The sequence below is a fragment of the Glutamicibacter sp. NPDC087583 genome (assembly GCF_044743685.1).
GTDB lineage: Bacteria > Actinomycetota > Actinomycetes > Actinomycetales > Micrococcaceae > Glutamicibacter.
Map to the genome: position 1 here is coordinate 30,543 of NZ_JBIUWY010000002.1, position 19,584 is coordinate 50,126.

General features: G+C 60.9%; 22 protein-coding genes. 4 read left to right on the forward strand and 18 right to left on the reverse strand.

Annotation, left to right across the window (positions count from 1 at the left end; all coding sequences use genetic code 11):
• Positions 1 to 3 precede the first annotated feature (3 nt).
• The 7 genes from ACIOU9_RS06285 to infC form a co-directional block, all read right to left on the reverse strand.
• Positions 4 to 1,083, reverse strand: a complete 1,080-nt coding sequence (locus ACIOU9_RS06285) for a phenylalanine--tRNA ligase subunit alpha (protein ID WP_105658144.1) — start codon at positions 1,081 to 1,083, stop codon at positions 4 to 6.
• 142 nt (positions 1,084 to 1,225) lie between these two features.
• Entirely contained in the window at positions 1,226 to 1,867 is a 642-nt protein-coding gene (locus tag ACIOU9_RS06290; protein WP_146112307.1) for an LppM family (lipo)protein, read from the reverse strand.
• 72 nt (positions 1,868 to 1,939) lie between these two features.
• Complete coding sequence (locus ACIOU9_RS06295; RefSeq protein ID WP_105658146.1) at positions 1,940 to 2,380, reverse strand: (deoxy)nucleoside triphosphate pyrophosphohydrolase; 441 nt, start codon at positions 2,378 to 2,380, stop codon at positions 1,940 to 1,942.
• Complete coding sequence (locus ACIOU9_RS06300) at positions 2,370 to 3,284, reverse strand: RNA methyltransferase (RefSeq protein ID WP_105658147.1); 915 nt, start codon at positions 3,282 to 3,284, stop codon at positions 2,370 to 2,372. Before ACIOU9_RS06300 ends, ACIOU9_RS06295 begins: the two co-directional genes overlap by 11 nt.
• A gap of 111 nt (positions 3,285 to 3,395) precedes the next feature.
• Complete coding sequence (gene rplT, locus ACIOU9_RS06305) at positions 3,396 to 4,046, reverse strand: 50S ribosomal protein L20 (protein WP_105658148.1); 651 nt, start codon at positions 4,044 to 4,046, stop codon at positions 3,396 to 3,398.
• Positions 4,047 to 4,150: 104 nt separating this feature from the next.
• Entirely contained in the window at positions 4,151 to 4,345 is a 195-nt protein-coding gene (rpmI, locus tag ACIOU9_RS06310; RefSeq protein WP_013348480.1) for a 50S ribosomal protein L35, read from the reverse strand.
• A 165-nt stretch (positions 4,346 to 4,510) separates the two neighbouring features.
• Entirely contained in the window at positions 4,511 to 5,161 is a 651-nt protein-coding gene (gene infC / locus ACIOU9_RS06315; RefSeq protein WP_388023856.1) for a translation initiation factor IF-3, read from the reverse strand.
• A 330-nt stretch (positions 5,162 to 5,491) separates the two neighbouring features.
• Between infC and ACIOU9_RS06320 the strand changes: the two genes are divergently transcribed.
• Positions 5,492 to 5,857, forward strand: coding sequence for a DUF1844 domain-containing protein (locus ACIOU9_RS06320; protein ID WP_013348478.1), 366 nt, complete (start codon positions 5,492 to 5,494; stop codon positions 5,855 to 5,857).
• Positions 5,858 to 5,955: 98 nt separating this feature from the next.
• On the forward strand, positions 5,956 to 6,507 hold the full coding sequence (locus tag ACIOU9_RS06325; RefSeq protein WP_105658150.1) for a GNAT family N-acetyltransferase: 552 nt from the start codon (positions 5,956 to 5,958) through the stop codon (positions 6,505 to 6,507).
• On the opposite strand, the gene ACIOU9_RS06330 is transcribed toward ACIOU9_RS06325, so the two are convergent.
• From ACIOU9_RS06330 to ACIOU9_RS06365, 8 genes are all read right to left on the reverse strand, one after another.
• The gene (locus ACIOU9_RS06330) at positions 6,504 to 7,841 is read right to left on the reverse strand and encodes an MFS transporter (protein ID WP_105658151.1); all 1,338 of its coding nucleotides are present in this window, start codon (positions 7,839 to 7,841) and stop codon (positions 6,504 to 6,506) included. The two genes, ACIOU9_RS06325 and ACIOU9_RS06330, sit on opposite strands and share 4 nt — an antisense overlap.
• A 41-nt stretch (positions 7,842 to 7,882) precedes the next feature.
• On the reverse strand, positions 7,883 to 8,764 hold the full coding sequence (locus ACIOU9_RS06335) for an SseB family protein (RefSeq protein ID WP_105658152.1): 882 nt from the start codon (positions 8,762 to 8,764) through the stop codon (positions 7,883 to 7,885).
• A gap of 221 nt (positions 8,765 to 8,985) precedes the next feature.
• On the reverse strand, positions 8,986 to 9,723 hold the full coding sequence (gene priA, locus ACIOU9_RS06340) for a bifunctional 1-(5-phosphoribosyl)-5-((5-phosphoribosylamino)methylideneamino)imidazole-4-carboxamide isomerase/phosphoribosylanthranilate isomerase PriA (protein ID WP_105658153.1): 738 nt from the start codon (positions 9,721 to 9,723) through the stop codon (positions 8,986 to 8,988).
• A 27-nt stretch (positions 9,724 to 9,750) separates the two neighbouring features.
• The gene (locus tag ACIOU9_RS06345) at positions 9,751 to 9,900 is read right to left on the reverse strand and encodes a hypothetical protein (protein WP_166650645.1); all 150 of its coding nucleotides are present in this window, start codon (positions 9,898 to 9,900) and stop codon (positions 9,751 to 9,753) included.
• 2 nt (positions 9,901 to 9,902) lie between these two features.
• Complete coding sequence (gene hisH / locus ACIOU9_RS06350) at positions 9,903 to 10,538, reverse strand: imidazole glycerol phosphate synthase subunit HisH (RefSeq protein ID WP_105658154.1); 636 nt, start codon at positions 10,536 to 10,538, stop codon at positions 9,903 to 9,905.
• Positions 10,539 to 11,159, reverse strand: a complete 621-nt coding sequence (gene hisB / locus ACIOU9_RS06355; RefSeq protein WP_013348471.1) for an imidazoleglycerol-phosphate dehydratase HisB — start codon at positions 11,157 to 11,159, stop codon at positions 10,539 to 10,541. It abuts the gene before it with no gap.
• Positions 11,160 to 11,181: 22 nt separating this feature from the next.
• Positions 11,182 to 12,288 carry a histidinol-phosphate transaminase gene (locus ACIOU9_RS06360; protein ID WP_105658155.1) on the reverse strand — a complete coding sequence of 369 codons (1,107 nt, stop codon included), beginning with the start codon at positions 12,286 to 12,288 and terminating at the stop codon, positions 11,182 to 11,184.
• Between the two features lie 81 nt (positions 12,289 to 12,369).
• Positions 12,370 to 12,723 (reverse strand): LysM peptidoglycan-binding domain-containing protein, encoded by a 354-nt coding sequence (locus ACIOU9_RS06365; protein WP_105658156.1) that lies wholly within the window; start codon positions 12,721 to 12,723, stop codon positions 12,370 to 12,372.
• A gap of 258 nt (positions 12,724 to 12,981) precedes the next feature.
• On the opposite strand from ACIOU9_RS06365, the gene lexA reads away from it, so the two are divergent.
• Positions 12,982 to 13,701: a transcriptional repressor LexA gene (gene lexA / locus ACIOU9_RS06370; RefSeq protein ID WP_105658157.1), complete on the forward strand. Its 720-nt coding sequence runs from the start codon at positions 12,982 to 12,984 to the stop codon at positions 13,699 to 13,701.
• Between the two features lie 56 nt (positions 13,702 to 13,757).
• On the opposite strand, the gene ACIOU9_RS06375 is transcribed toward lexA, so the two are convergent.
• The 3 genes from ACIOU9_RS06375 to hflX all read right to left on the reverse strand — a co-directional run bounded on the left by ACIOU9_RS06375 (position 13,758) and on the right by hflX (position 18,594).
• Positions 13,758 to 14,837 (reverse strand): glycoside hydrolase family 76 protein, encoded by a 1,080-nt coding sequence (locus ACIOU9_RS06375; protein ID WP_105658158.1) that lies wholly within the window; start codon positions 14,835 to 14,837, stop codon positions 13,758 to 13,760.
• A 105-nt stretch (positions 14,838 to 14,942) separates the two neighbouring features.
• Positions 14,943 to 16,940 (reverse strand): ATP-dependent DNA helicase, encoded by a 1,998-nt coding sequence (locus tag ACIOU9_RS06380; protein WP_105658159.1) that lies wholly within the window; start codon positions 16,938 to 16,940, stop codon positions 14,943 to 14,945.
• Positions 16,933 to 18,594 (reverse strand): GTPase HflX, encoded by a 1,662-nt coding sequence (gene hflX, locus ACIOU9_RS06385; protein WP_402696344.1) that lies wholly within the window; start codon positions 18,592 to 18,594, stop codon positions 16,933 to 16,935. The genes ACIOU9_RS06380 and hflX overlap by 8 nt, the downstream gene beginning before the upstream one ends.
• A gap of 326 nt (positions 18,595 to 18,920) precedes the next feature.
• Between hflX and ACIOU9_RS06390 the strand changes: the two genes are divergently transcribed.
• Positions 18,921 to 19,526 carry a class I SAM-dependent methyltransferase gene (locus ACIOU9_RS06390; protein WP_105658161.1) on the forward strand — a complete coding sequence of 202 codons (606 nt, stop codon included), beginning with the start codon at positions 18,921 to 18,923 and terminating at the stop codon, positions 19,524 to 19,526.
• Positions 19,527 to 19,584 lie beyond the last annotated feature (58 nt).

Below are 19,584 nucleotides of genomic sequence, written 5' to 3' on the forward strand. Positions count from 1 at the left end.
TGCTTAGATCTCCATCCCGAAGTGCTGGCTGAAACGGATGTCGCCCTCGATCATGTCGTGCATGTCTGGGACATCGTTGCGGAACATGAGCGTGCGCTCGATGCCCATGCCGAAGGCGAAGCCGGAGTTCTCTTCGGGATCAATGCCAGCTGCGCGCAGGACGTTCGGGTTGATCATGCCGCAGCCGCCCCACTCGATCCAGCGCGGTCCGCCCTTGGCACCTGGGTGCCAGATGTCCAGCTCTGCCGATGGCTCGGTGAACGGGAAGTAGGCAGGGCGCAGGCGGATCTGCGCTTCGGCGCCGAACATCTGCCGGGCGAAGTGCTCCAGGGTGCCGCGCAGGTCGGCCATGGTCAGGCCCTTGTCCACGGCCAGGCCTTCGAACTGGTGGAAAACCGGGGTGTGGGTGGCATCGAGCTCATCGGTGCGGAAGGTGCGCCCAGGGCACAGCACGTAGACCGGCACATCGCGCTCGAGCATCGAGCGGACCTGCACCGGGGAGGTGTGGGTACGCAGCACCAGGTGCGCGTCGGCAGGCTCCACGAAGAAGGTGTCCTGCATTTCGCGGGCAGGATGGTCCGGCTTGAAGTTCAGCGCGTCGAAGTTGAACCATTCGGATTCGACTTCCGGGCCCTCGGCGATTTCCCAGCCCATGCCGACGAAGATGTCGGATACACGGTCCTGCAGGACCGAGAGCGGGTGGCGGGCGCCAACGCTGCGGCGGCGGGCGGCGGCGGTGACATCCACGGTTTCTTCGACCAGGATGCGGGCGGCTTCGGCTTCTTCGAGCACGGTGGTGCGGGCAGCCAGGGCCTTGTTGACCCGTCCGCGGGCACCGCCGACGAGCTTGCCGGCAACAGCCTTCTGGGTCTTGTCCAGCTTGCCGATCTGGCGGTTGGCCAGGGACAGCGCGGACTTCTCGCCGGTGTGGGCCAGGCGCGCTTCCTTCAGCTCGTTCAGGTCGCCAGCGGCCTGGATGGCTGCCAGGGCGGCGTCGACCGCGCCCTGGATGCCGGCTTCATCGGTTGGGTGCGGAACATTGGACTCCCCGACAGGAGCTTGTTCAGTTGTCTGATCAGACATGGGATCGATCGATCCTTACTCTTATCTTGTACTTACGCGTAGAACACTTTGCTTCCATTCTATGGCTAAGGGCCCGTGATCGTTTCACCGATGACGGGCCCTTGGCGTGAAGCTTCTTACCTTGAAGCAGGATTGCTGCTCATTAATGCGATTCCTTGGCACCCTTTGGCGCGAAAGCGGCAACGAAGACGAAGGTCAAAACCAGCAGCGCCCCGCCGAATACTGCGGAGTAGAACATGGTGTGGTCAACCTTGGCGGTAGCCTGGTAGGTGGCGGCGCCCTTGATCATGTCGAAGGTGACGGTGTGGTGCTCGACGGTACCCGGGGTGTGCGAGGTGACTGCGCCGGGGAAGGTGACGTGCAGGTTCGCTTCGGTGAAGGAAGAATCCACGGTGGCTTTGTCGCCCGGCATCGAGAAGGAGTATTCCTTCCCGTCATCGCCCAGGTTGATTTCGAAGCCGAAGACGCGGAATGCGTCAGCCAGCTGGACGTAGGTCATCGGGCTGGTGGTTTCAAAGCGCAGGCCGACGTTTTCGCCATCATCGATGTTGCTGTAGCTCCACTGGTCCCCCAGCTGCTGTTCCATCATTTCGATGTCGATCTGGCTCTCGAGGACTTCTTCAAAGCTGACGCCATTGAGCGTCGACTTGTGCAGGGTCAACTGCATGGCCCCGGCGACCTTGTCTTTGCCCAAGACGTTGACTTCTGCGTTCATGTTGACGCAACCAGAAAGTGCTAGGACGGCGGCGAAGGCCAGAGCGATAACGCTCATAAATCGCTTCACGAAAAGTGCTCCTCAAAATATCGGCTATAGGCACAGTGCCAGAAGTTGGCGCGGTAACAAGCTTACGGGTGTTTAGTGCTGCGCCCCGGCACGTGCCTGGGCCAGGCATGCCGCCACGATCGGCGCATCGGCCGGAATCCACGGGACGACGGCGGACAGCGAGTCATCGAGTTCCAGCCAGGCCAGCTGGTCATGCCCGTCCAGGGTCGCTGGCTCGCCCTCGGTGATCTGGGCGAACCACATGCGCATGGCAGCCTTCTCGTTCAGCTGCCACCCTTGGGGATGCGGGCCTGGGATGGGCGCGCCAAGACGCATCTGCACCCCGAGTTCCTCGCGCAGCTCGCGGTGCACGGCCTGGACTTCGCTCTCGCCGGGTTCGACTTTTCCACCGGGGAATTCCCAGAGCCCGGCAAGGGCTTGAGGGCGGTTGCGGCGCGCGGCAAGCAGCCTGGTGGGCCGGGCCAGGTCATCGACGATGGCCACGGCAACAATTTGCTTGAGTTCAGCTGCCATGGGAGTCCAGTGCGCTCCGATTCGCTGAGCGCTGGGCGCGGGCCGAAGCGTACAGGCAGACGGTGGATGCGGTACCCACGTTCAGGGATTCGGCAACACCGTAGAGCGGCACGGCCACGCGGTAGTCGGCGGCGTCCTTCTCGTGCTCCTCCAGCCCCTGGCCTTCATTGCCGAACAGCCACAGGGTTGGCGCTTCCAGCACCGGCTGTGCTTCTGGCGCTTCGGTGCCTGGCTGGCTTGCACGCAGCACGGCGGCATCCTGCAGGGTGTCCAGGTTGTGCGCCGCATAGCCGTCGGCGGCCAGGATCTGGCTTCCGGTGGTCTTCGCGGCGGCGACCAGGTGGTCGAATTCGATGTTGTTCAGCACCGGTACGTGGAACAGCGAGCCGGCGGTGGAGCGCACGGCCTTCGGATTGTAGATATCCACGCTGCCCTTGGTCAGGATCACCGCATCGGCTCCGGCGGCATCGGCGGCACGCAGGATGGTGCCGGCATTGCCCGGGTCCTGGATGCGGCAGAGCACGGCGATCAGCTTCGGTTTGGTGTCCAGCACCTCGCTCAGCTGCGGCTGGGACATGGCGACCACGGCAAGAATGCCCTGCGGGGTCTGGGTGTCAGCCATGGCGTGCAGCACTTCGCCGGTGACGATGCGGGTTGGAACCTTGGCGCTATCGAGCAGCTGCACGAATTCTTCGTGGCTCTCCAGAAAGCCGCCGACAACATAGACGCCCTGGACCAGGTTGTCGTCCTCCAGATGGGCCTTGAGTGCTTCGCGTACCGCCTGCGGGCCCTCAACGAGGTATTCGCCGGTGGCTTCGCGCCCCTTGCTCTTGGCCAGACGCGCGATGGCCTTGACTCGTTCGGCGCGTGGATTGGACATCACTTCTGGAGGAAAACTGCTCATGTCTCGAGAATACCGGTAGAAACACGCAAAGGGCGGGTCCGCGCTGTGCGCGGGACCCACCCTTCGGTGTGATCTGTCCTACCTGAGCCTCAGCTCAAAGGGAGAAGAGATTTACTTCATCTGCTGACGGGATTCGCCGCCAGCTGGTTCGAAGCCTGCAGCCTTGGCAGCTTCGATGGAGTTGAACCAGAACTCGGCTTCGGTCTGGTCGTACCAGGTCGAGCCTGGAACGTGGTACTTGTTCGAGCCGGCGTTGCCCTTGATGATGAAGCCCTCAGGTGCGTCTTCGCCTTCAACGGCCTTGACTACGCCTTCGCCCTCGACGGACTTGGCAGCAGCCTTTGGAGCCTTGGCAGCCTTAGGTGCAGCAACCTCAGCAGCGGCAGCCTTTGGGGCGTTGACGTCAGCTGGAAGTGCATCCTTGGCAAGCTTTACCAGGGTAGCGAAAGCGTTCGAGTCCGAAACAGCCAGCTCTGCGAGCATACGACGGTCAACCTCGATCTGAGCAGCCTTCAGGCCCTGGATCAGACGGTTGTAGGTCATGCCGTTGGCGCGGGATGCAGCGTTGATGCGCTGGATCCACAGGCGGCGGAAGTCGCCCTTGCGCTTACGGCGGTCGTTGAAGCTGTAAACGAACGAGTGGAGCAGCTGCTCCTTGGCCTTACGGTACAGGCGCGAACGCTGACCGCGGTAACCCTTTGCGCGTTCCAGAACGACGCGACGCTTCTTGTGGGCGTTTACTGCCCGCTTCACACGTGCCACGTGTGTACTCCTTCAAGTCAGTTCCCCAGTGCCCGCGATTTTGCGGGATGGGTGAAATCTATGGGTGGTGGGGTATTGCTTCCCCGTATTGCGAAAGGGAGAGCTTAGAGGCCCAGCATCCGCTTGATGGTCTTTACATCGGCCTTAGCGACGATCTGGTCAGAAGCCAGGCGACGGGTAACGCGCGAGGACTTGTGCTCCAGGTAGTGGCGACGGTTGGCCTGCTGGCGAGCGAGCTTACCGCTACCGGTGAGCTTGAAGCGCTTCTTGGCGCCACTGTGAGTCTTGAACTTCGGCATAGCTGCCGTTCTCCTTACGTGCTCCACCCGGTAAAGCACCGGGTGGGGATCATCCGAAGCGGGCCCCGATAAAGGTGACCGCTGTTGTTCTCTTGTAGTTGGACCTTCCCGGAAGAAGATCCTTCACCGTGAACGGTGACGGGCTCGAAAGCCCAACAGGCTTGGCTAGGCGTCGCCTTCAGCTGCCTGACGTGCCTGCTCCAACTTGGCGCGGGCTTCATCATCCATGGAAGCTGCGACATTCTGGCCCTCGGTCTCAGCCGGCGCGTCGGTGCGGATCTTGCGCTTGGCCGCGCTGCGGCCACCCGACTTCTGCTGCTGTTCGCGGCGAGCCTCTGCCTTGTTCTTCAGCGGACCAACAACCATGACCATGTTTCGGCCATCGATGCGCGGGCTGGATTCAATGATTCCAACTTCGGCGACGTCTGCTGCAAACTTTTCAAGCAAGCGAATGCCCATCTCTGGACGCTGCTGCTCACGACCACGGAACTGGATCATGGCCTTGACCTTGTCGCCGGCGCCCAGGAAGCGCAGTGCGTGGCCGACCTTGGTCTCGTAGTCGTGGGTGTCGATCTTCAGGCGGAAGCGGACTTCCTTCAAGACCGTGTTGGTCTGGTTCTTACGAGCTTCGCGAGCCTTGACAGCGGCTTCGTACTTGTACTTGCCGAAATCCATCAATTTGCACACTGGAGGCTTGGCGCTGGGTGCCACCTCGACCAAGTCCAGATCGGACTCGAGAGCAAGACGAAGCGCGTCCTCGATACGGACGATGCCTACCTGCTCGCCATTAGGGCCGACGAGACGTACCTCTGGCACGCGAATGCGCTCATTAATGCGTGGATCGCTGATGTGTCACTCCTGAAATTCGTAATCCATGACCGCAAACAAAGAAGGCCCCCGTCTGCGATTGCAGGCGAAGGCCAAAAAGAACGACAAAGCCGAACACGGGATTGCTCCTGCGTAAGCGCTTGGGGAATGCATTGCTGCAATCCTGCCGAAATACCCGGAAGCCTGGAAACGGCGACAGCGGGTGGGAGTTGGCCTCCACTTGCATGGCTCAATACTAGTACGAATCCCCCATCCAGTGCTAGCTGGAGAACTGCGAGAAGTACCGGCATCGAGTCGGTCTGTGACAAGCTTAGCAGTATGACTAACGAAGACACCAACTCGCACCAGCACGCTGTCGACCAGCAGGTGCGCGATATCGCAGAAGTTGCAGCCGTTGAAATCATCACCACGGCCGCCGTCCACCTGATGAGTGCAGCAGCAGTCAAGTGCGGACTTGCAGAGGGCGAAGATGCCAATGAGCTGAAGGATCTCGATGAGGCCCGCAAGCTGATCACCGCACTGGCAGGCCTAGTCACCGCCGGTGCGCCCGAGATCGGCTCGCAGCACGCAGCGCCTTTGCGTGACGGCCTGCGCAGCCTGCAGCTGGCCTTCCGCGAAGCTTCAATCATCCCGGATGCACCAGGCAAGGGCCCGGGCGAGAAGTTCACCGGACCGGTCAACTAGGTAATATTGGCTGAATTTTAAGAGATTAACATCATGGACTCGTTTCCCCAGGGAAACGGGTCCATTTGTTGTTTGGATCACCAAGCTAGGTTGGAATCATGCAGATGCTCGAACAACCAGTGATCGACGCCGGCGCTTTCCGGCTCCGCCCCTTCCAGCCCAGCGACATTCCTGCCGTGAGGCAGGCCTCCACGGACCCCTACATTACGCAAATCACCACGGTCCCGGCGCAAGGAACTGAAGCCGGCTATGCGGCATTCATCGAGCGCCAGCACCGCCGGGTGGCCGAGGGCAGCGGGTATTCATTTGCCATAGCCGAAACGGCCACGGATCGTGCCGTTGGGCAAATCGGCTTGTGGCTGCGCAATGCCGACCACGGCAGGGCCAGCATCGGATACTGGATCGCACCGGAGCACCGCAGGCGCGGCATTGCCAAGCACGCGTTGGCTGCGCTCGGCGCCTGGGCATTGGAGCATCCGGGAATCGACCGGATCGAGCTCTACGTGGAGCCGTGGAACGAGGGGTCGTGGCGGGCCGCTGAAGCGTGCGGCTTCCAGCGTGAAGGCTTGCTGCGCAGCTGGGAACAGGTGGGCACCGCACGCAGGGACATGTACATGTACTCGCGGCTCAGGGCAGCTCCACCAGCCTAGGCGATCGTTTCCAGGCGACGGCGGCGGGCGCGGCGAACGCGGCGGCGGATCTGCTGCGCAATCAAGGCAATCACCACGACCACTGCAGCCATGGCGCCGATGCCAAGGAAGGCCGGGGCGGGTCCGAGGTTGTCGACGAATATGCCGGTGATCGGCGATCCCAACGCGGTGCCAGCGGTCATCGCAGAGCCATACCAGCCCATGGCTTCGCCGCGACGCTTTTCGGCCACCAAGTCGGTGAGCCACTCAGAGGCCGCCGACAGCGTCGGCGCGCACAGGAAGCCGGGGAGTGCGGAGAACAGCGCCAATGACCAGGTATCCCACGCGAAGTACATGGGGATCGTCAGCACGGCCATGCTCAGCAGCAGCACCAGTGGAGAAATAACCCGCTTCATCGACCCGTAGATCAGGCCGCCGACCAGCGAAGCTCCGCACCAGAAGAAGAACACCAGACCCAGCTGGTGGCTCTGCGCCGACGCGTCCAATTCGGCCACGATGGCCACTTCTGTGCCGGTGAGCAGCATGCCTGCTCCGGCCGCGGCAATGAATACTGCCAGGACCGAAGCGCTGACCCAGTTGAAACGGTTCTTGAAGTTGCGGCCACGCTGCTTGATGCGGGCGCGGGCAGACTTCATGCCGGCTGCGATCAGCTCGCCCTCGACTTCGGGTACACCCATCGGCGCCGCCGCAATGAAGCTGGCCTCCGCCCCCAAGCGTTCCTCGTGCACGTTGGCCCGCGAGGCGATCGCCTTGGGATCATCGCTGCGCGTTGGCGGATTCAGGATCATCAGCGCCAACCCGGCAACCGTCGAGGTCACGCCGATGACGCTCAATCCAATGACGCTGCTGATCTGGGTGGCGACAATGCCGGCGCTTGCAGGTCCGACGATGAACACCAGTTCGGTGGCGGTGGCATCCAAGGCGAAGGCGGTACGGCGTTGTTCGCCGGTGGTCATGATGCCCAGCGCGGTACGCACCACTGAGAAGACCGGTAGCGCGAAGAGTCCGCCGATGAAGGCCAGCGGGTACACCCAGACCAGTGGAACATGCGGCACCGTGCACCAGACGAGTGTTTCGACGATCACCGATGGGATCATCGCGCGGCGCAATCCCCAGACATCTACGCGGGCACCGCGCCACGGGGCGCCAATGGCGATGCCCAAGGTCATGACGGCCGTGACCAGACCGGCCGAAACCCAGGATTGGCCGAGGTTGTTCACCAGATGCAGGAGCAGCAGCATGCTCAATGCGGAGTGCGGAAGTCGGGCAATCATGCCAATCAGCAACAAAAGTGAGATCTGCGGTTGACGCAAAATCTGCCAATAGCTTTTCATGCCCGGAAAGTTCCTTGTCTGGTCGAAAGGAGCCCGCCGGTTTAGTTCGGCGCGCTGTGCAAACTGAGTTCGAGGGAATCCACTGCTTCAGCGAATTCGGTGTTTTGGGACAAACGTCCGTGGATTGCGCGAGTCGTCTCGCGAGCGTCGTTCTCGCTCGTTCCGGGAGCAAAAACAAACTGCAAGTTCAGTTCCGGTCCGGGACCTCCGCCAAGGACCACTTGCCCGTCCTTGCTGCGTGAGCCGACTCCCCTGCCCGGGGCAACCTTGACGGTCTGCAACTGGCCAAAGCCTTCGGTTGCATCCTGCACCAGGTTGGCGATCTGCTGGTTCTGATAACTCGGAATCCAGTCGATCTGCTTGGCCAGGTTCCAGACCCCCGGTCGTCGAAGCACGAAGGTGAATTCGCTTCCGGGATCGAGTACCAGCAGCTGGCATTCCTCGCTGACTGCCGAGAGGGCCGCCCGCGGGGCGTAAACCGCCACTGGTCGAGCTTCCTTGTGCCAAGCCTGCAATCGTTCGACGGTCGTGAAGATCGGCAGGGCCATGCGGCCATCTGGAGCCTTGATTTTCACCAGCGCCATATCGGCTTCCTTGTCAGATGCGAAGCCGTGTTCCGTCATGGCTTCTTCGCCGAGCTGGGCTACCACCGCAACGAAAACGCGTGCCTCGGACAAGGATTTATGCACCTCGCCCTCCCCTGCGCTGCCATCGCGCAAGGCCGCCAGTGCGGCAACGACGTTGGCGTCGGCCTTGCCGTCGTCCTTGTCGAAATTATGCAGGGGGTTGCCTTCACCGCTCAGGTCCCGGCCTTCCCAGTCCTGACCGGCAGAGTCGGTGCTAGAGCCTGCCTGCGCCAGTGCAGCGACAATATGTCCCGGCAGGTGGCGTTTGGGTGCAGATTCAGGTTGCTCGGTACTCATAGCTCCATGCTATCGGTGGTTTCGGGGTTGTTGGAGGGAAGTTTCAAAACTGCAGTCATGAGCTTGGACACCCCTATCCGATGATTTCAGATTTCTTTCCCAGCACCTGCGCGCAGTCGCGGGCCCGAGGAGGGAAAGACCGGGATCCGCTTTCACGAATAAAAAAAGACGATTCAAAAGCGCGAGCTCCTGAATCGTCTTTCCCTGCTGCAGCATGGGGCCTAGCGGCGACCTGCTACATCGAGCGCTTCTTGCAAGGTGAATTGGCCCGAGTACAGCGCCTTGCCCATGATGGCTCCTTCGATGCCTTCTGGAACCAGCTCGCGCAAGACCCGGAGGTCTTCGAGCGAGGAGATGCCGCCCGAGGCGACAATCGGCTTGCTGGTCTTGGCAGCGATTTCGCGCAATAGTTCAACGTTCGGTCCGCGCAGGGTGCCGTCCTTAGTCACGTCGGTGACGACGTAACGGGCGCATCCGGCATCTTCGAGGCGGGCCAGAACATCCCACAGGTCGCCTCCGTCCTTGGTCCAGCCGTGGCCGGACAAGGTGGTTCCGCGCACGTCCATGCCCACGGCGATCTTGTCGCCGTGGCGGGCAATGGCCTGCTTGGTCCATTCCGGGTTCTCCAGCGCGGCGGTTCCGAGGTTGACGCGGGTAGCACCGAATTCCAGGGCCCGGTCAAGTGAAGCGTCATCGCGGATACCGCCGGAGAGCTCGACCTTGATATCCAGTTCCTTGGCAATGCGCTGGACAATCTCAACATTGCTGCCACGGTCAAAGGCTGCGTCCAGGTCGACCAGGTGCAGCCATTCAGCGCCGGCATTCTGCCAGGAGAGCGCAGCTTCCAGCGGGTCGCCGTATCCGGTCTCGGAACCGGCTTCGCCCTGGACCAGGCGCACTGCCTGTCCGCCAGCGATATCTACTGCAGGCAAAAGTTCGAGGATTGGTTGCTCGCTCATGATGTCCTTAGTGAAGAAGTAATGTGATTAGTAGGTCAAGGACCAGGCTGCGATCAGGCTCAGGCCTGCAAGTACCCACAGCGCGATGATCCATGAGATATGGGCCTTCTGGCTCTTCAGCGAAATGGCTCCGCCAATCAGGAAGGCCCCGACAACGCCCAGAATAAGGGTCCACATGCCTAGAGCGTCCCCAACCAATTGCGAAGCAGCTGCGCGCCAGCGTCCCCGGACTTCTCCGGGTGGAACTGCACTGCCGATAGCGGGCCGTTCTCGACGGCGGCCACGAAGGGCGTTCCGTGCGTCGACCAGGTCACCTGTGGCGGGGTCATCGCTGGCTGCGTTACGTCGAATTCCCACTTCTGAACAGCGTAGGAGTGCACGAAGTAGAATCGTTCACCCTCGATGCCGGCGAACAGCTTGGATCCCTCCGGCGGGCGTACCGTGTTCCAGCCCATGTGCGGGATGACATCTGACTGCAGGCGTTCAACCTTGCCCGGCCATTCGCCAATGCCTTCGGTTTTCACACCGTGTTCCACGCCTTCTTCAAAGAAGACCTGGTGTCCCACGCAGATACCCAAAACCGGCAGGCCCCCGGCAATGCGGCGACCGATCCAACGCAGGGAACCGGTTTTGGCCAGCTGCTCCATGACCGAGGCGTAGGCGCCAACACCGGGGACTACCAGGCCGTCGGCGGCCACGATCTTCTTCGGATCTGCGGTCAGTTCCACTTCGGCGCCGGCGGCTTCCAAAGCGCGCACAGCGGAGCGGACGTTGCCGGACCCATAATCCAGGACAACTACTGTTTTCTTTTCCACTTACAGTGCACCCTTCGTGGATGGGATCTTGTCGCCCATGCGCTCATCGCGCTCTACCGCTTCGCGCAATGCGCGCGCGAAGGACTTGAACTGCGCTTCAACGATGTGGTGCGGGTCGCGACCCGAGAGCACCTCGATGTGAGCACAGATCTGTGCGTGGAAAGTGATGGCTTCGAAGACGTGACGGGTCATCGAACCGGTGAAGTGACCACCGATCAGGTGGTATTCCTGGCCCGCAGGCTCGCCGGAGTGCACGAGGTATGGCCGGCCCGACACATCGACTACCGAACGGGACAGGGCTTCGTCCAGTGGAGCGTAGGAGGTGCCGAAGCGGCGGATGCCGGCCTTGTTGCCCAGTGCCACGCGCAGTACTTCGCCAATGGTGATCGCGGTGTCCTCGACGGTGTGGTGAACGTCGATGTGGGTATCGCCGGTTGCACGCACGGTGAGATCGATGAGCGAATGCTTGGATAGCGCAGTCAGCATGTGGTCGTAGAACGGCACCGAGGTGCTGATCTCAGAGACACCGGTGCCATCGAGGTCCAGTTCAACGAATACGGACGATTCGCTGGTCACGCGTTCCATGCGGGCGCGACGTGCGCCAATCAATTCGGCAGACATGTCTTCCTTCGCTTGTCTTTGATTACTTCTGCGAGCCGAGCAGTTCGGCAAGTCGTTCCAAGAAGGCTGTGGTTTCCGATTCGGTTCCTGCCGTAACACGCAAGGTTCCCGGGATTCCATTGTCGCGGATGATGATGCCGGCTTCCAACAGGCCTTCCCAAATCTTGTGGGGGTCTTCGACGCCACCGAAGAAGACGAAGTTGGAGTCGGAGACCGATGGCTTGAGGCCAAGTTCCTTCAGGCGCGCGACGATGCGGTCCCGCTGGGACTTGATGTCCTCGACCTGGGCCAACAGCAACTCGATGTTCTTCAAGGCCGCGATGGCGGTTGCCTGGGTCACTGCCGACAGGTGGTACGGCAGTCGCACCAAGCGGATGGCATCGGTGACTTCTGGCGCAGCGGCCAGGTAGCCTACGCGCGCACCGGCCAGGCCGAAAGCCTTGGACATGGTGCGCGAGACAATCAGCCGCTGGCGGCCTTCGAGCAGGCTCAGCGCCGAGGTGGTGCTGGCCAAGGAGAACTCGGCGTACGCCTCATCCACGATCACCATGCCGTTATGCTCGCTCATGGCTTCATATACCGCGGTGATGACGTCCAGGCCAAGGGCCGTGCCGGTGGGGTTATTCGGAGAGCAGAGGAAAACGATGTTCGGCTTGTGCTCGCGAACCTGTGCGGCTGCGGAATCGGCGGACAACGTGAAATCTGCGGCGCGTTCACCGGCGATATATTTCGTGTCAGTACCACTGGCAAGCAGCGGGTACATGGAGTAGGTTGGGCCGAAGCTCATCACGGCACGGCCGGGGCCGCCAAAGGCTTGCAGGATTTGCTGCAGGATTTCATTGGAACCGTTAGCGGCCCAGATATTGTCCTTGGTGAGCGAGTGGCCGAGGTAATCGGCTAGGAGTTCGCGAAGCTCGGTGAACTCGCGGTCCGGATACCGGTTCAACATTGCCGCCGCCTTGGCCACCTCTTGTGCAATGGCATCGACGACTGTCGGTGGCAACGGATGGGTGTTCTCGTTGACGTTCAGCTGGATGGGCACGTCAATTTGTGGTGCGCCATAAGGGGATAGCCCGCGGAGATTCTCACGCAAGGGCAGCTGACTCAAAAGTTCACTGCGGTCATTCACGCATCAAGTCTACGTGCGCAGCGCGCCTGCCGGTGAATCCGCTACAGCCACAGGTAACAAACTCGAAGCAGGCTGGGGAAGCTAGCCGGCAAGGACCGGAATCGACAAGGTTTCGCCAACCTGGATTTCGCTGCCGGTCAGGGCATTGAGTTCGGCGATGTGGCCCACTGCCGAGGTCACGTCGTAACCGGTGGCGTAATCCCGGGCCAGGCTCCACAGCGTATCCCCTGGAATAACGGTGACATCAACGGTTCCGACTCCAACAGGAGTATCGGCTGCGGCATGCGCGTCAGAGGCAAACATGGAGATGAAGAAAGCTGCGGCGATGGTGAGTGCGAAAATGGGCATACCCACAAGCACGGCCCATCCGCGACGGTTGATGCGGATCTTCAGTGGTGCCTGGGTCTGATTTGAGTCAAGTGCGACGGTTGCCATGACTTTGTCTCCTCAAGAAATTCAAGTGATGCGAATTTGTATTCGAAAGCGTAGATTCGAAAACTTGTTCGAACCTCGTATATCTGTTCTAACAGAGGTTTGCGGAACTTGTCCAGAAGTTTTCGAACAAATCTTTGAAAGAAGCTCGCTTATCTACTAAGATTTCGAAGTAGACGAGCAATGAAAACATCTCACCATCTAGCGCCGACAGTTTGGACTTACGAACTTTCGAATGATTGCTAGGGAAGGCAAAATCTCATGTCAGCTTCACAACGCACTCCCCGATCGAATGCACGTTCGCTGACGATTCGCCAAAAGAAGATCCTGGAGACGATCCAGCGGTCAATCGGCAAGAACGGTTATCCACCATCGATGCGTGAGATTGGTGACGCAGTAGGGCTCAAGAGCCTTTCGAGCGTCACCCACCAGCTGAGCCAGCTGGAAAAGCTCGGCTATATCCGTCGAGATCCACGCCGTCCGCGCGCAATGGAAATCCTGCTGCCTCTGCAGCTGGCCGAAGACGCCGAGAAGGCCGAAGTTTCGAAGCCGGTCGAGCCAGATGCCAGCGAAGACGCCAAGATCATTGAATTGAGCACTTCCGCTGACACCACCATGGTTCCCCTGGTTGGCCGTATCGCTGCCGGCGGTCCGATCCTTGCCGAACAGTCCGTCGAAGATGTTTTCTCGTTGCCTCGTCAGCTCGTAGGCCACGGCGAACTGTTCATGCTCAAGGTTTCCGGCGATTCAATGGTTGACGCTGCGATTTGCGATGGCGACTGGGTAGTTGTCCGCCGCCAGCAGACGGCGGACAACGGCGACATCGTAGCTGCCCTGCTCGATGAAGAAGCCACGGTAAAGACTTTCCGGCAGCGTGACGGGCATACCTGGCTGCTTCCGCAGAACTCGCGCTACGAACCAATTTTGGGTGATGCCGCAACGATCATGGGACGCGTCGTCTCGGTGATGCGCTCGCTCTAGAATACGTACGGTCATTGCGCTGGTGCTTGGCACCAGCGCAATTCTCGTTTAACCCGCTATTGGCCGGCGTTCAACTCGAATTGAGCGGCCGCCGAGAAGATCATCCAGCGTTGGATTGCCGCCGAAAGCCGGCGTGGTTCCTGGTCAGCCAGATGGCGCGCCGTTGCCATGACCAGCCTCCTGGCCTGCTCCCGGCTCCGGGCTTCCAAGCGGCCATCATTACCGGCGAGGGCCAGATATCGGCAGAGTATCCCCGCGAACAGGTTGCCGTCTCCCCCGCTGTTGAACGAGAGGACCCCGGCAGCAGTTGACAGCGATTTCGTGGTGGCATCGATCAGTACTTTAGCGTGAGCCAGATCAGCAGGCTCGCCAAGCTCAAGCAATGCCCCGAGCACCAGGCCCTGGTTATAGGTGTAGACCGCTGGTTCCACGGCGTGTCCCTGCGTGGTCAACCGAAGTCCGTCCAGATACAGTCCTCGCTCCACGCTGAACAGATTCTTTTCCAGCCACTGGAGAAGCTCTCGCGCGGTCTCTTTCTCCCCGGTACGGGCAAAGAACAGTGCCGCCGGCGCGTTGGCTGGCGTGTTCTTGAAATCCCGCTTTCTGGACCAGTACAGGCCGCCGTCCAGCACCCCATCCATGCCGGCATGGAGCTGCCGTCCCAGCGTCCGAACTGCCGCCTCGGCAGGACGGCTCCTGTGTCCCGTCACCAGCTGCGTGAACTCTGACAGGCGGCCGCTGGCCAGGGCAAGCCAAGCCATGTCGTCGAAGAAGTAGTTGGGCAAGATCCCGAAGTTTCGAATTCGAATGCCGCGCAATAGGCCGTTGGCCCGGGCAAGCGCTTCGCGCGCCCGGTGTTCGTTGCCTTCGTCCCAGTACGATCGGCCCTCATCGATGATGGCATCCAGATAGTGCGCCTGCCACCAATAGTTCCACTCCGCAAGCGGGTGCGCGAAACCATTGAGATTGCTGAGCATGCTTCCGTCGCGCAACCGATGCGCTTTGCTGTAGCTCTGTCCAATCCACGTTCCGGGCAACCCCATGAGGCGATGCCCGAACCGCTGGTGGGTGTCGATCGCGGCTTGGTGCGCCAATTCCTGCATGGACTCCATGGTGCCTTCCGATTCGAGCTTCATCAGTTCTTGTCACAGACCTTAGTGCATCTGGAAGCATCATGCTGGTACCGGTTAAAGAACTTGAGCTGTCCCGAAGGACAGCTCAAGTTCATATTCTGGCCGCGGCTATTTCCCGCCCGGGTTCAATCGCTTGAGAACACCAGTGATGACCTTCTTATCGACAGTCGGCCACATCGGCGGCAGGGTAGCTTTCAAGAAGCTGCCGTACCGCGCCGTGGCCATGCGCGAATCAAGGATCGCCACAACGCCCTTATCCCCGACCGAACGAATCAAGCGCCCAGCACCCTGGGCCAGGCGAATCGCCGCATGGGTGGCGGCAACCTGCATGAAGCCATTTCCGCCATGCTTGGCCACGTCCTCGGAACGGGCCTTGGAGATAGGATCATCCGGGCGCGGGAAAGGAATCTTGTCGATGATGACCAGCCGGCAAGAATCGCCTGGCACGTCCACGCCCTGCCACAAGGTCATGGTTCCAAACAGGCAGGTGTCGCGTTCGCTGCTGAACTGTTCGACCAGCGACTTCATGCTGGCTTCACCCTGGCACAAGATTTCCACGTCCAGGCGCTCGCGCAAGATGCTTGCCGCTTCCTCGGCGGAACGCTTGGAAGTGAACAGCGCCAAGGCGCCGCCACCGGAGGCCTTGATGAGATCTTCGATCTCATCCAGCGTCTCCGCCGCCAGTTGGCGTCCTGGCTTGGGCAGGTGCTTGGCCACGTAGAGGATGCCCTGCTTGGGGTAATCGAAAGGGCTGCCAACATCTACGCCGGTCCATGATGGAGCGCCGGCGCCCATCAGGCCCAAGGAGCCTGCTACCGAGTCGAACTGCGAGCCAATGGCCAAGGTGGCGCTGGTCAATACGACCGTGCGCCCGTCGAAGAGGCCCTCGCGCAACTTGCCGGCCACCGACAACGGTGCCACGTTCAAGGTTGCAGGCTGGCTCTCATCGGCCTCGACGTAGCCCCGGCCTTCGACAAACTCCCGCGGACGGGTGGTGTACAGGACCTCGCGGCGTTCTTCGGATTCGAGCATGCGAATCGCATCATCCATCACTGCCTGCAGCTGGGAGCGGGCAGTCTGGCGGCCGCCATCGGCCGGTGCATTGGCTTCGGGCTTGGACAGCGCCAGAGCCAGCCGGGCCTGCTCCACGATGTCGTTCAGGGCAATGCCCATGTCTTCGCGCAGACCATGTTCCAGCAAGCCTGTCGGCAACCCGGTCAACGACTTTTCCAGGCGGTTTGCGGCCTTGACCATCTCATCCGCATTGATACCGCAATGGCGCTTGGCACCGCCAGCGGCGGTAAGAACCATGCGCGAGGAGAGCGCGCCCGAAACCGAGCTGGTCACGCGATCTTGCAGTTCGTGGGCCTCATCGATGATCGCGACTTCGAAGTCCGGGAGAACCGAAAGCCCCTCGAAGGCCGAAACCGCCAGCAACGCATGGTTCGTAATGACCACGTCGGACTCGGCGGCACGGGCACGCGCCATTTCCGAGAAGCATTCGTCCGCCATCGGGCACTTCTGCGAGCCGAGGCACTCCATGGCCGAAACCGAGACCTGCTTCCAAGCCTTGTCACTAACCCCGGGCACCAGTTCATCGCGGTCACCCGTGTCGGTCTCTTCGGCCCATTCACGCAGTTTCATTACTTCGCTAGCCAGCGGCGAGTAAGTGGTGCCGGCAGGTATTGCCGGCTCGTCCATGGAAAAAAGAGTGCCTTCGTCATCCGGGTATCCGCCGCCGAGCTTGTACTGGCACAGGTAGTTCGAGCGCCCCTTGAGCAGCGCGACATCCATCGGGCGCGAGAGCTTGCCCTTGAGCGAGTCGAGTAATCGCGGTACGTCACGGCCGACAATCTGCGATTGCAGCGCCAATGTCGCGGTGGAGACGATCACTGGCTTGGCGCTGGTTTGCGCGTGGGCCAGTGCCGGAATCAGGTAGCCCATGGACTTGCCCGTTCCGGTACCGGCCTGCACCAGCAAATGCTTTTCGTCTTCCAACGCGCTGACCACGTGCTTGACCATTTCCTGCTGGCCGGTGCGCATGGCGCCGCCCATGGAAGTGACCGCGGCCTCCAGGAGCCCCAGGGCCTGCTCTTGCTTATCCATGAAGGTTGAAGGTCTCCAACTCTGCAGCAAAGGAATCGCGCACCTTGACGATCAGCCGGGTGCCCTCCTCCAGGTGTTCGCTTTCCAGGATCTCGGATTCGCTCTGGTGCAGCTTGGCGATCAAATCCCCCCGGTTGTAGGGAATGAGTACCTCAAGCTGAACTCCGGGGCGTGGAATCGAGGAACTGATCTTTTCCAGCAGCTCCTGGATGCCTTCACCAGTATGCGCAGAGACAACCACAGTGTTGGATTCCTTGTTGCGGATGCGTTCGATAACGAACGGATCAGCCACATCAGCCTTATTCACCACGATGATCTCTGGGATGTTCAACGCGTCGACTTCGCCGAGCACGGTGCGCACGGCCTGGATCTGCCCTTCGGGATCCGGATGGGACCCGTCAACGACGTGCAGGATGAGATCCGAATCGGCGATTTCCTCCAAAGTGGAACGGAAGGCTTCCACCAGCTGGGTCGGAAGGTTGGAAACGAATCCCACGGTATCGGCCAGGGTGTAGGTCAGCCCGTCTTCGGTCGCCGACTGGCGAACGGTCGGGTCCAGGGTAGCGAACAGCGCGTTCTCCACCAGCACACCGGCGTTGGTCAGTCGGTTAAGCAGCGATGACTTGCCAGCGTTGGTGTAGCCGGCAATGGCTACGGCCGGAACCTCATTGCGCTTGCGGTTGGCACGCTTGGCTTCGCGCGCAGGCTTCATGGCCTTGATCTCGCGGCGCAGCTTCGCCATGCGGTCGCGAATGCGGCGGCGGTCCATTTCAATCTTGGTTTCACCCGGTCCACGCGAACCGATACCGCCACCGGCGGCACCCACGCGGCCACCGGCCTGGCGGGACATCGATTCTCCCCAACCGCGAAGGCGCGGCAGCAGGTATTCGAGCTGGGCCAGTTCAACCTGCGCCTTGCCCTCTCGCGACTGGGCATGCTGCGCAAAGATATCCAGGATCAGGCTGGTGCGGTCGATCACCTTGACCTTGACGATATCCTCCAAGGCGCGACGCTGCGAAGGAGCCAGCTCTGCATCGACAACCACGGTATCGGCGCCAGTGGAAGCAACAATTCCGCGCAGCTCTTCAGCCTTGCCCGAGCCGAGGAAAGTCGATGGGTCCGGCTTGCTGCGGCGCTGCACCAGCCCGTCCAGGACCTCCGAGCCGGCGGTCTCTGCCAAAGCGGCGAGCTCACGCAGGGAATTCTCGGCGTCGGTGACGGTGCCGTCGCTCCAGATGCCAGCCAGCACGACGCGTTCCAGGCGCAGCTGGCGGTACTCGACTTCGGTGACGTCTTCCAGTTCCGTGGACAGGCCTGCGACGCGGCGCAGCGCACGGCGGTCGTCCAAATCTTCCTGGTCCCCGTCGAAATGGGAGAGGCCGGAGGAAAAACGGTTCAGTGCAGAGGCTTGCCCGGCGAAGATGGAACTCTCTTCTTCGCCGAAGTGCTGGACCTGCGGGCTCTGCGCATCGTCGGCTGCGAGGATTCGATCGATGGCGGCCTGGATCTGGGCATCATCCATAGATGCCGAATCGTGCTCGTGTGACTCGGAGTTAGTCATGGTCTCCTTAGAAGTACTTCGCTTTCCAGAATAGTGCGGGTGGGCCCCACTTTGCGACGTGGCGCGTTCAGTTTCGGTTGGTTCATCAAACATTCGTGGTCCTTTGCAAGGAGTAAAGGTCTATGAGCAGACAGGTGAATGCATGGTTACCGGTGAGCAAAGGCGAATGCGGGGTTCCAAAAAGAAGAACTGCCAAGAAGGGGAAATGACTTTGCTGTCTGCTGATTCATGCAGGTGGGCGCGCAAGAAGTGCACGGCCAGCTCGTGGAATCGCGGGTAACCAAGAGGATTACGTATTAGACGAAAATGAAAGTCATAGGGAAAACTCTATCAGTGATATCGTGTCGTGCCTATATCGCTTTGCTCACGTTGGCGACCCTGTTCTTTGGGGTAACCGTACTGGGCGATAAACTTTGCCTATGACCTCGGATCACTACTTCACCGCCAGCCCGGCCTCGGCAGACGAACGTCGCACCATCGAAGTCGAGCTCAATGGCTCGCTGCGCAAAGTGCAGACGGCCTCCGGCATTTTCTCCCCTGCCGGGCTGGATAAGGGCACAGCGGTATTGCTGCAGTACGTGCCGGCCCCTCGCGGACGCATCCTGGATATCGGGTGCGGCTGGGGGCCCATCACCTTGGCCGCTGCCGAGCAGTCCCCGCAGTCCGAGGTCTACGGCGTCGACGTCAATGAGCGTTCCATCGATCTGGCCCGCTTGAACGCCACGGCGTTGGGCTTGTCCAACGTTGTTGTCGGCACTCCTGAATCCGTGGATCCGAACCTGGAATTCGACACCATCTGGTCCAACCCGCCCATTCGCATCGGCAAGGATGCCCTGCATGAGCTGCTGATGCTGTGGTTGCCGCGTTTGGCCCCGGGCGGCGAGGCCTGGATGGTGGTGCAGAAGAACCTTGGCAGTGACTCCTTGCAGAAGTGGCTGGTTGAGCAGCTTCCCTCGGAGTGGAAGATCACCCGCGAAGCGACCGCCAAGGCCTTCCGCGTGCTGAAGGTAGCGCGCCCGGCCTAGAGGACCGAAGGCAAACCGCAGATCGGCTGCCGAGCCAATCTGCGGTTCTGCGAAGAAC

Excerpts from the sequence above, each read along its gene's own strand:
- ACIOU9_RS06285 (WP_105658144.1), bottom strand. The coding sequence starts at position 1,083 with ATGTCTGATCAGACAACTGAACAAGCTCCTGTCGGGGAGTCCAATGTT.
- ACIOU9_RS06295 (WP_105658146.1), bottom strand. The coding sequence starts at position 2,380 with ATGGCAGCTGAACTCAAGCAAATTGTTGCCGTGGCCATCGTCGATGAC.
- ACIOU9_RS06300 (WP_105658147.1), bottom strand. The coding sequence starts at position 3,284 with ATGAGCAGTTTTCCTCCAGAAGTGATGTCCAATCCACGCGCCGAACGA.
- rpmI (WP_013348480.1), bottom strand. The coding sequence starts at position 4,345 with ATGCCGAAGTTCAAGACTCACAGTGGCGCCAAGAAGCGCTTCAAGCTC.
- ACIOU9_RS06320 (WP_013348478.1), top strand. The coding sequence starts at position 5,492 with ATGACTAACGAAGACACCAACTCGCACCAGCACGCTGTCGACCAGCAG.
- ACIOU9_RS06325 (WP_105658150.1), top strand. The coding sequence starts at position 5,956 with ATGCAGATGCTCGAACAACCAGTGATCGACGCCGGCGCTTTCCGGCTC.
- ACIOU9_RS06330 (WP_105658151.1), bottom strand. The coding sequence starts at position 7,841 with ATGAAAAGCTATTGGCAGATTTTGCGTCAACCGCAGATCTCACTTTTG.
- ACIOU9_RS06335 (WP_105658152.1), bottom strand. The coding sequence starts at position 8,764 with ATGAGTACCGAGCAACCTGAATCTGCACCCAAACGCCACCTGCCGGGA.
- priA (WP_105658153.1), bottom strand. The coding sequence starts at position 9,723 with ATGAGCGAGCAACCAATCCTCGAACTTTTGCCTGCAGTAGATATCGCT.
- ACIOU9_RS06345 (WP_166650645.1), bottom strand. The coding sequence starts at position 9,900 with ATGTGGACCCTTATTCTGGGCGTTGTCGGGGCCTTCCTGATTGGCGGA.
- hisB (WP_013348471.1), bottom strand. The coding sequence starts at position 11,159 with ATGTCTGCCGAATTGATTGGCGCACGTCGCGCCCGCATGGAACGCGTG.
- ACIOU9_RS06365 (WP_105658156.1), bottom strand. The coding sequence starts at position 12,723 with ATGGCAACCGTCGCACTTGACTCAAATCAGACCCAGGCACCACTGAAG.
- lexA (WP_105658157.1), top strand. The coding sequence starts at position 12,982 with ATGTCAGCTTCACAACGCACTCCCCGATCGAATGCACGTTCGCTGACG.
- ACIOU9_RS06375 (WP_105658158.1), bottom strand. The coding sequence starts at position 14,837 with ATGAAGCTCGAATCGGAAGGCACCATGGAGTCCATGCAGGAATTGGCG.
- ACIOU9_RS06380 (WP_105658159.1), bottom strand. The coding sequence starts at position 16,940 with ATGGATAAGCAAGAGCAGGCCCTGGGGCTCCTGGAGGCCGCGGTCACT.
- hflX (WP_402696344.1), bottom strand. The coding sequence starts at position 18,594 with ATGTTTGATGAACCAACCGAAACTGAACGCGCCACGTCGCAAAGTGGG.
- ACIOU9_RS06390 (WP_105658161.1), top strand. The coding sequence starts at position 18,921 with ATGACCTCGGATCACTACTTCACCGCCAGCCCGGCCTCGGCAGACGAA.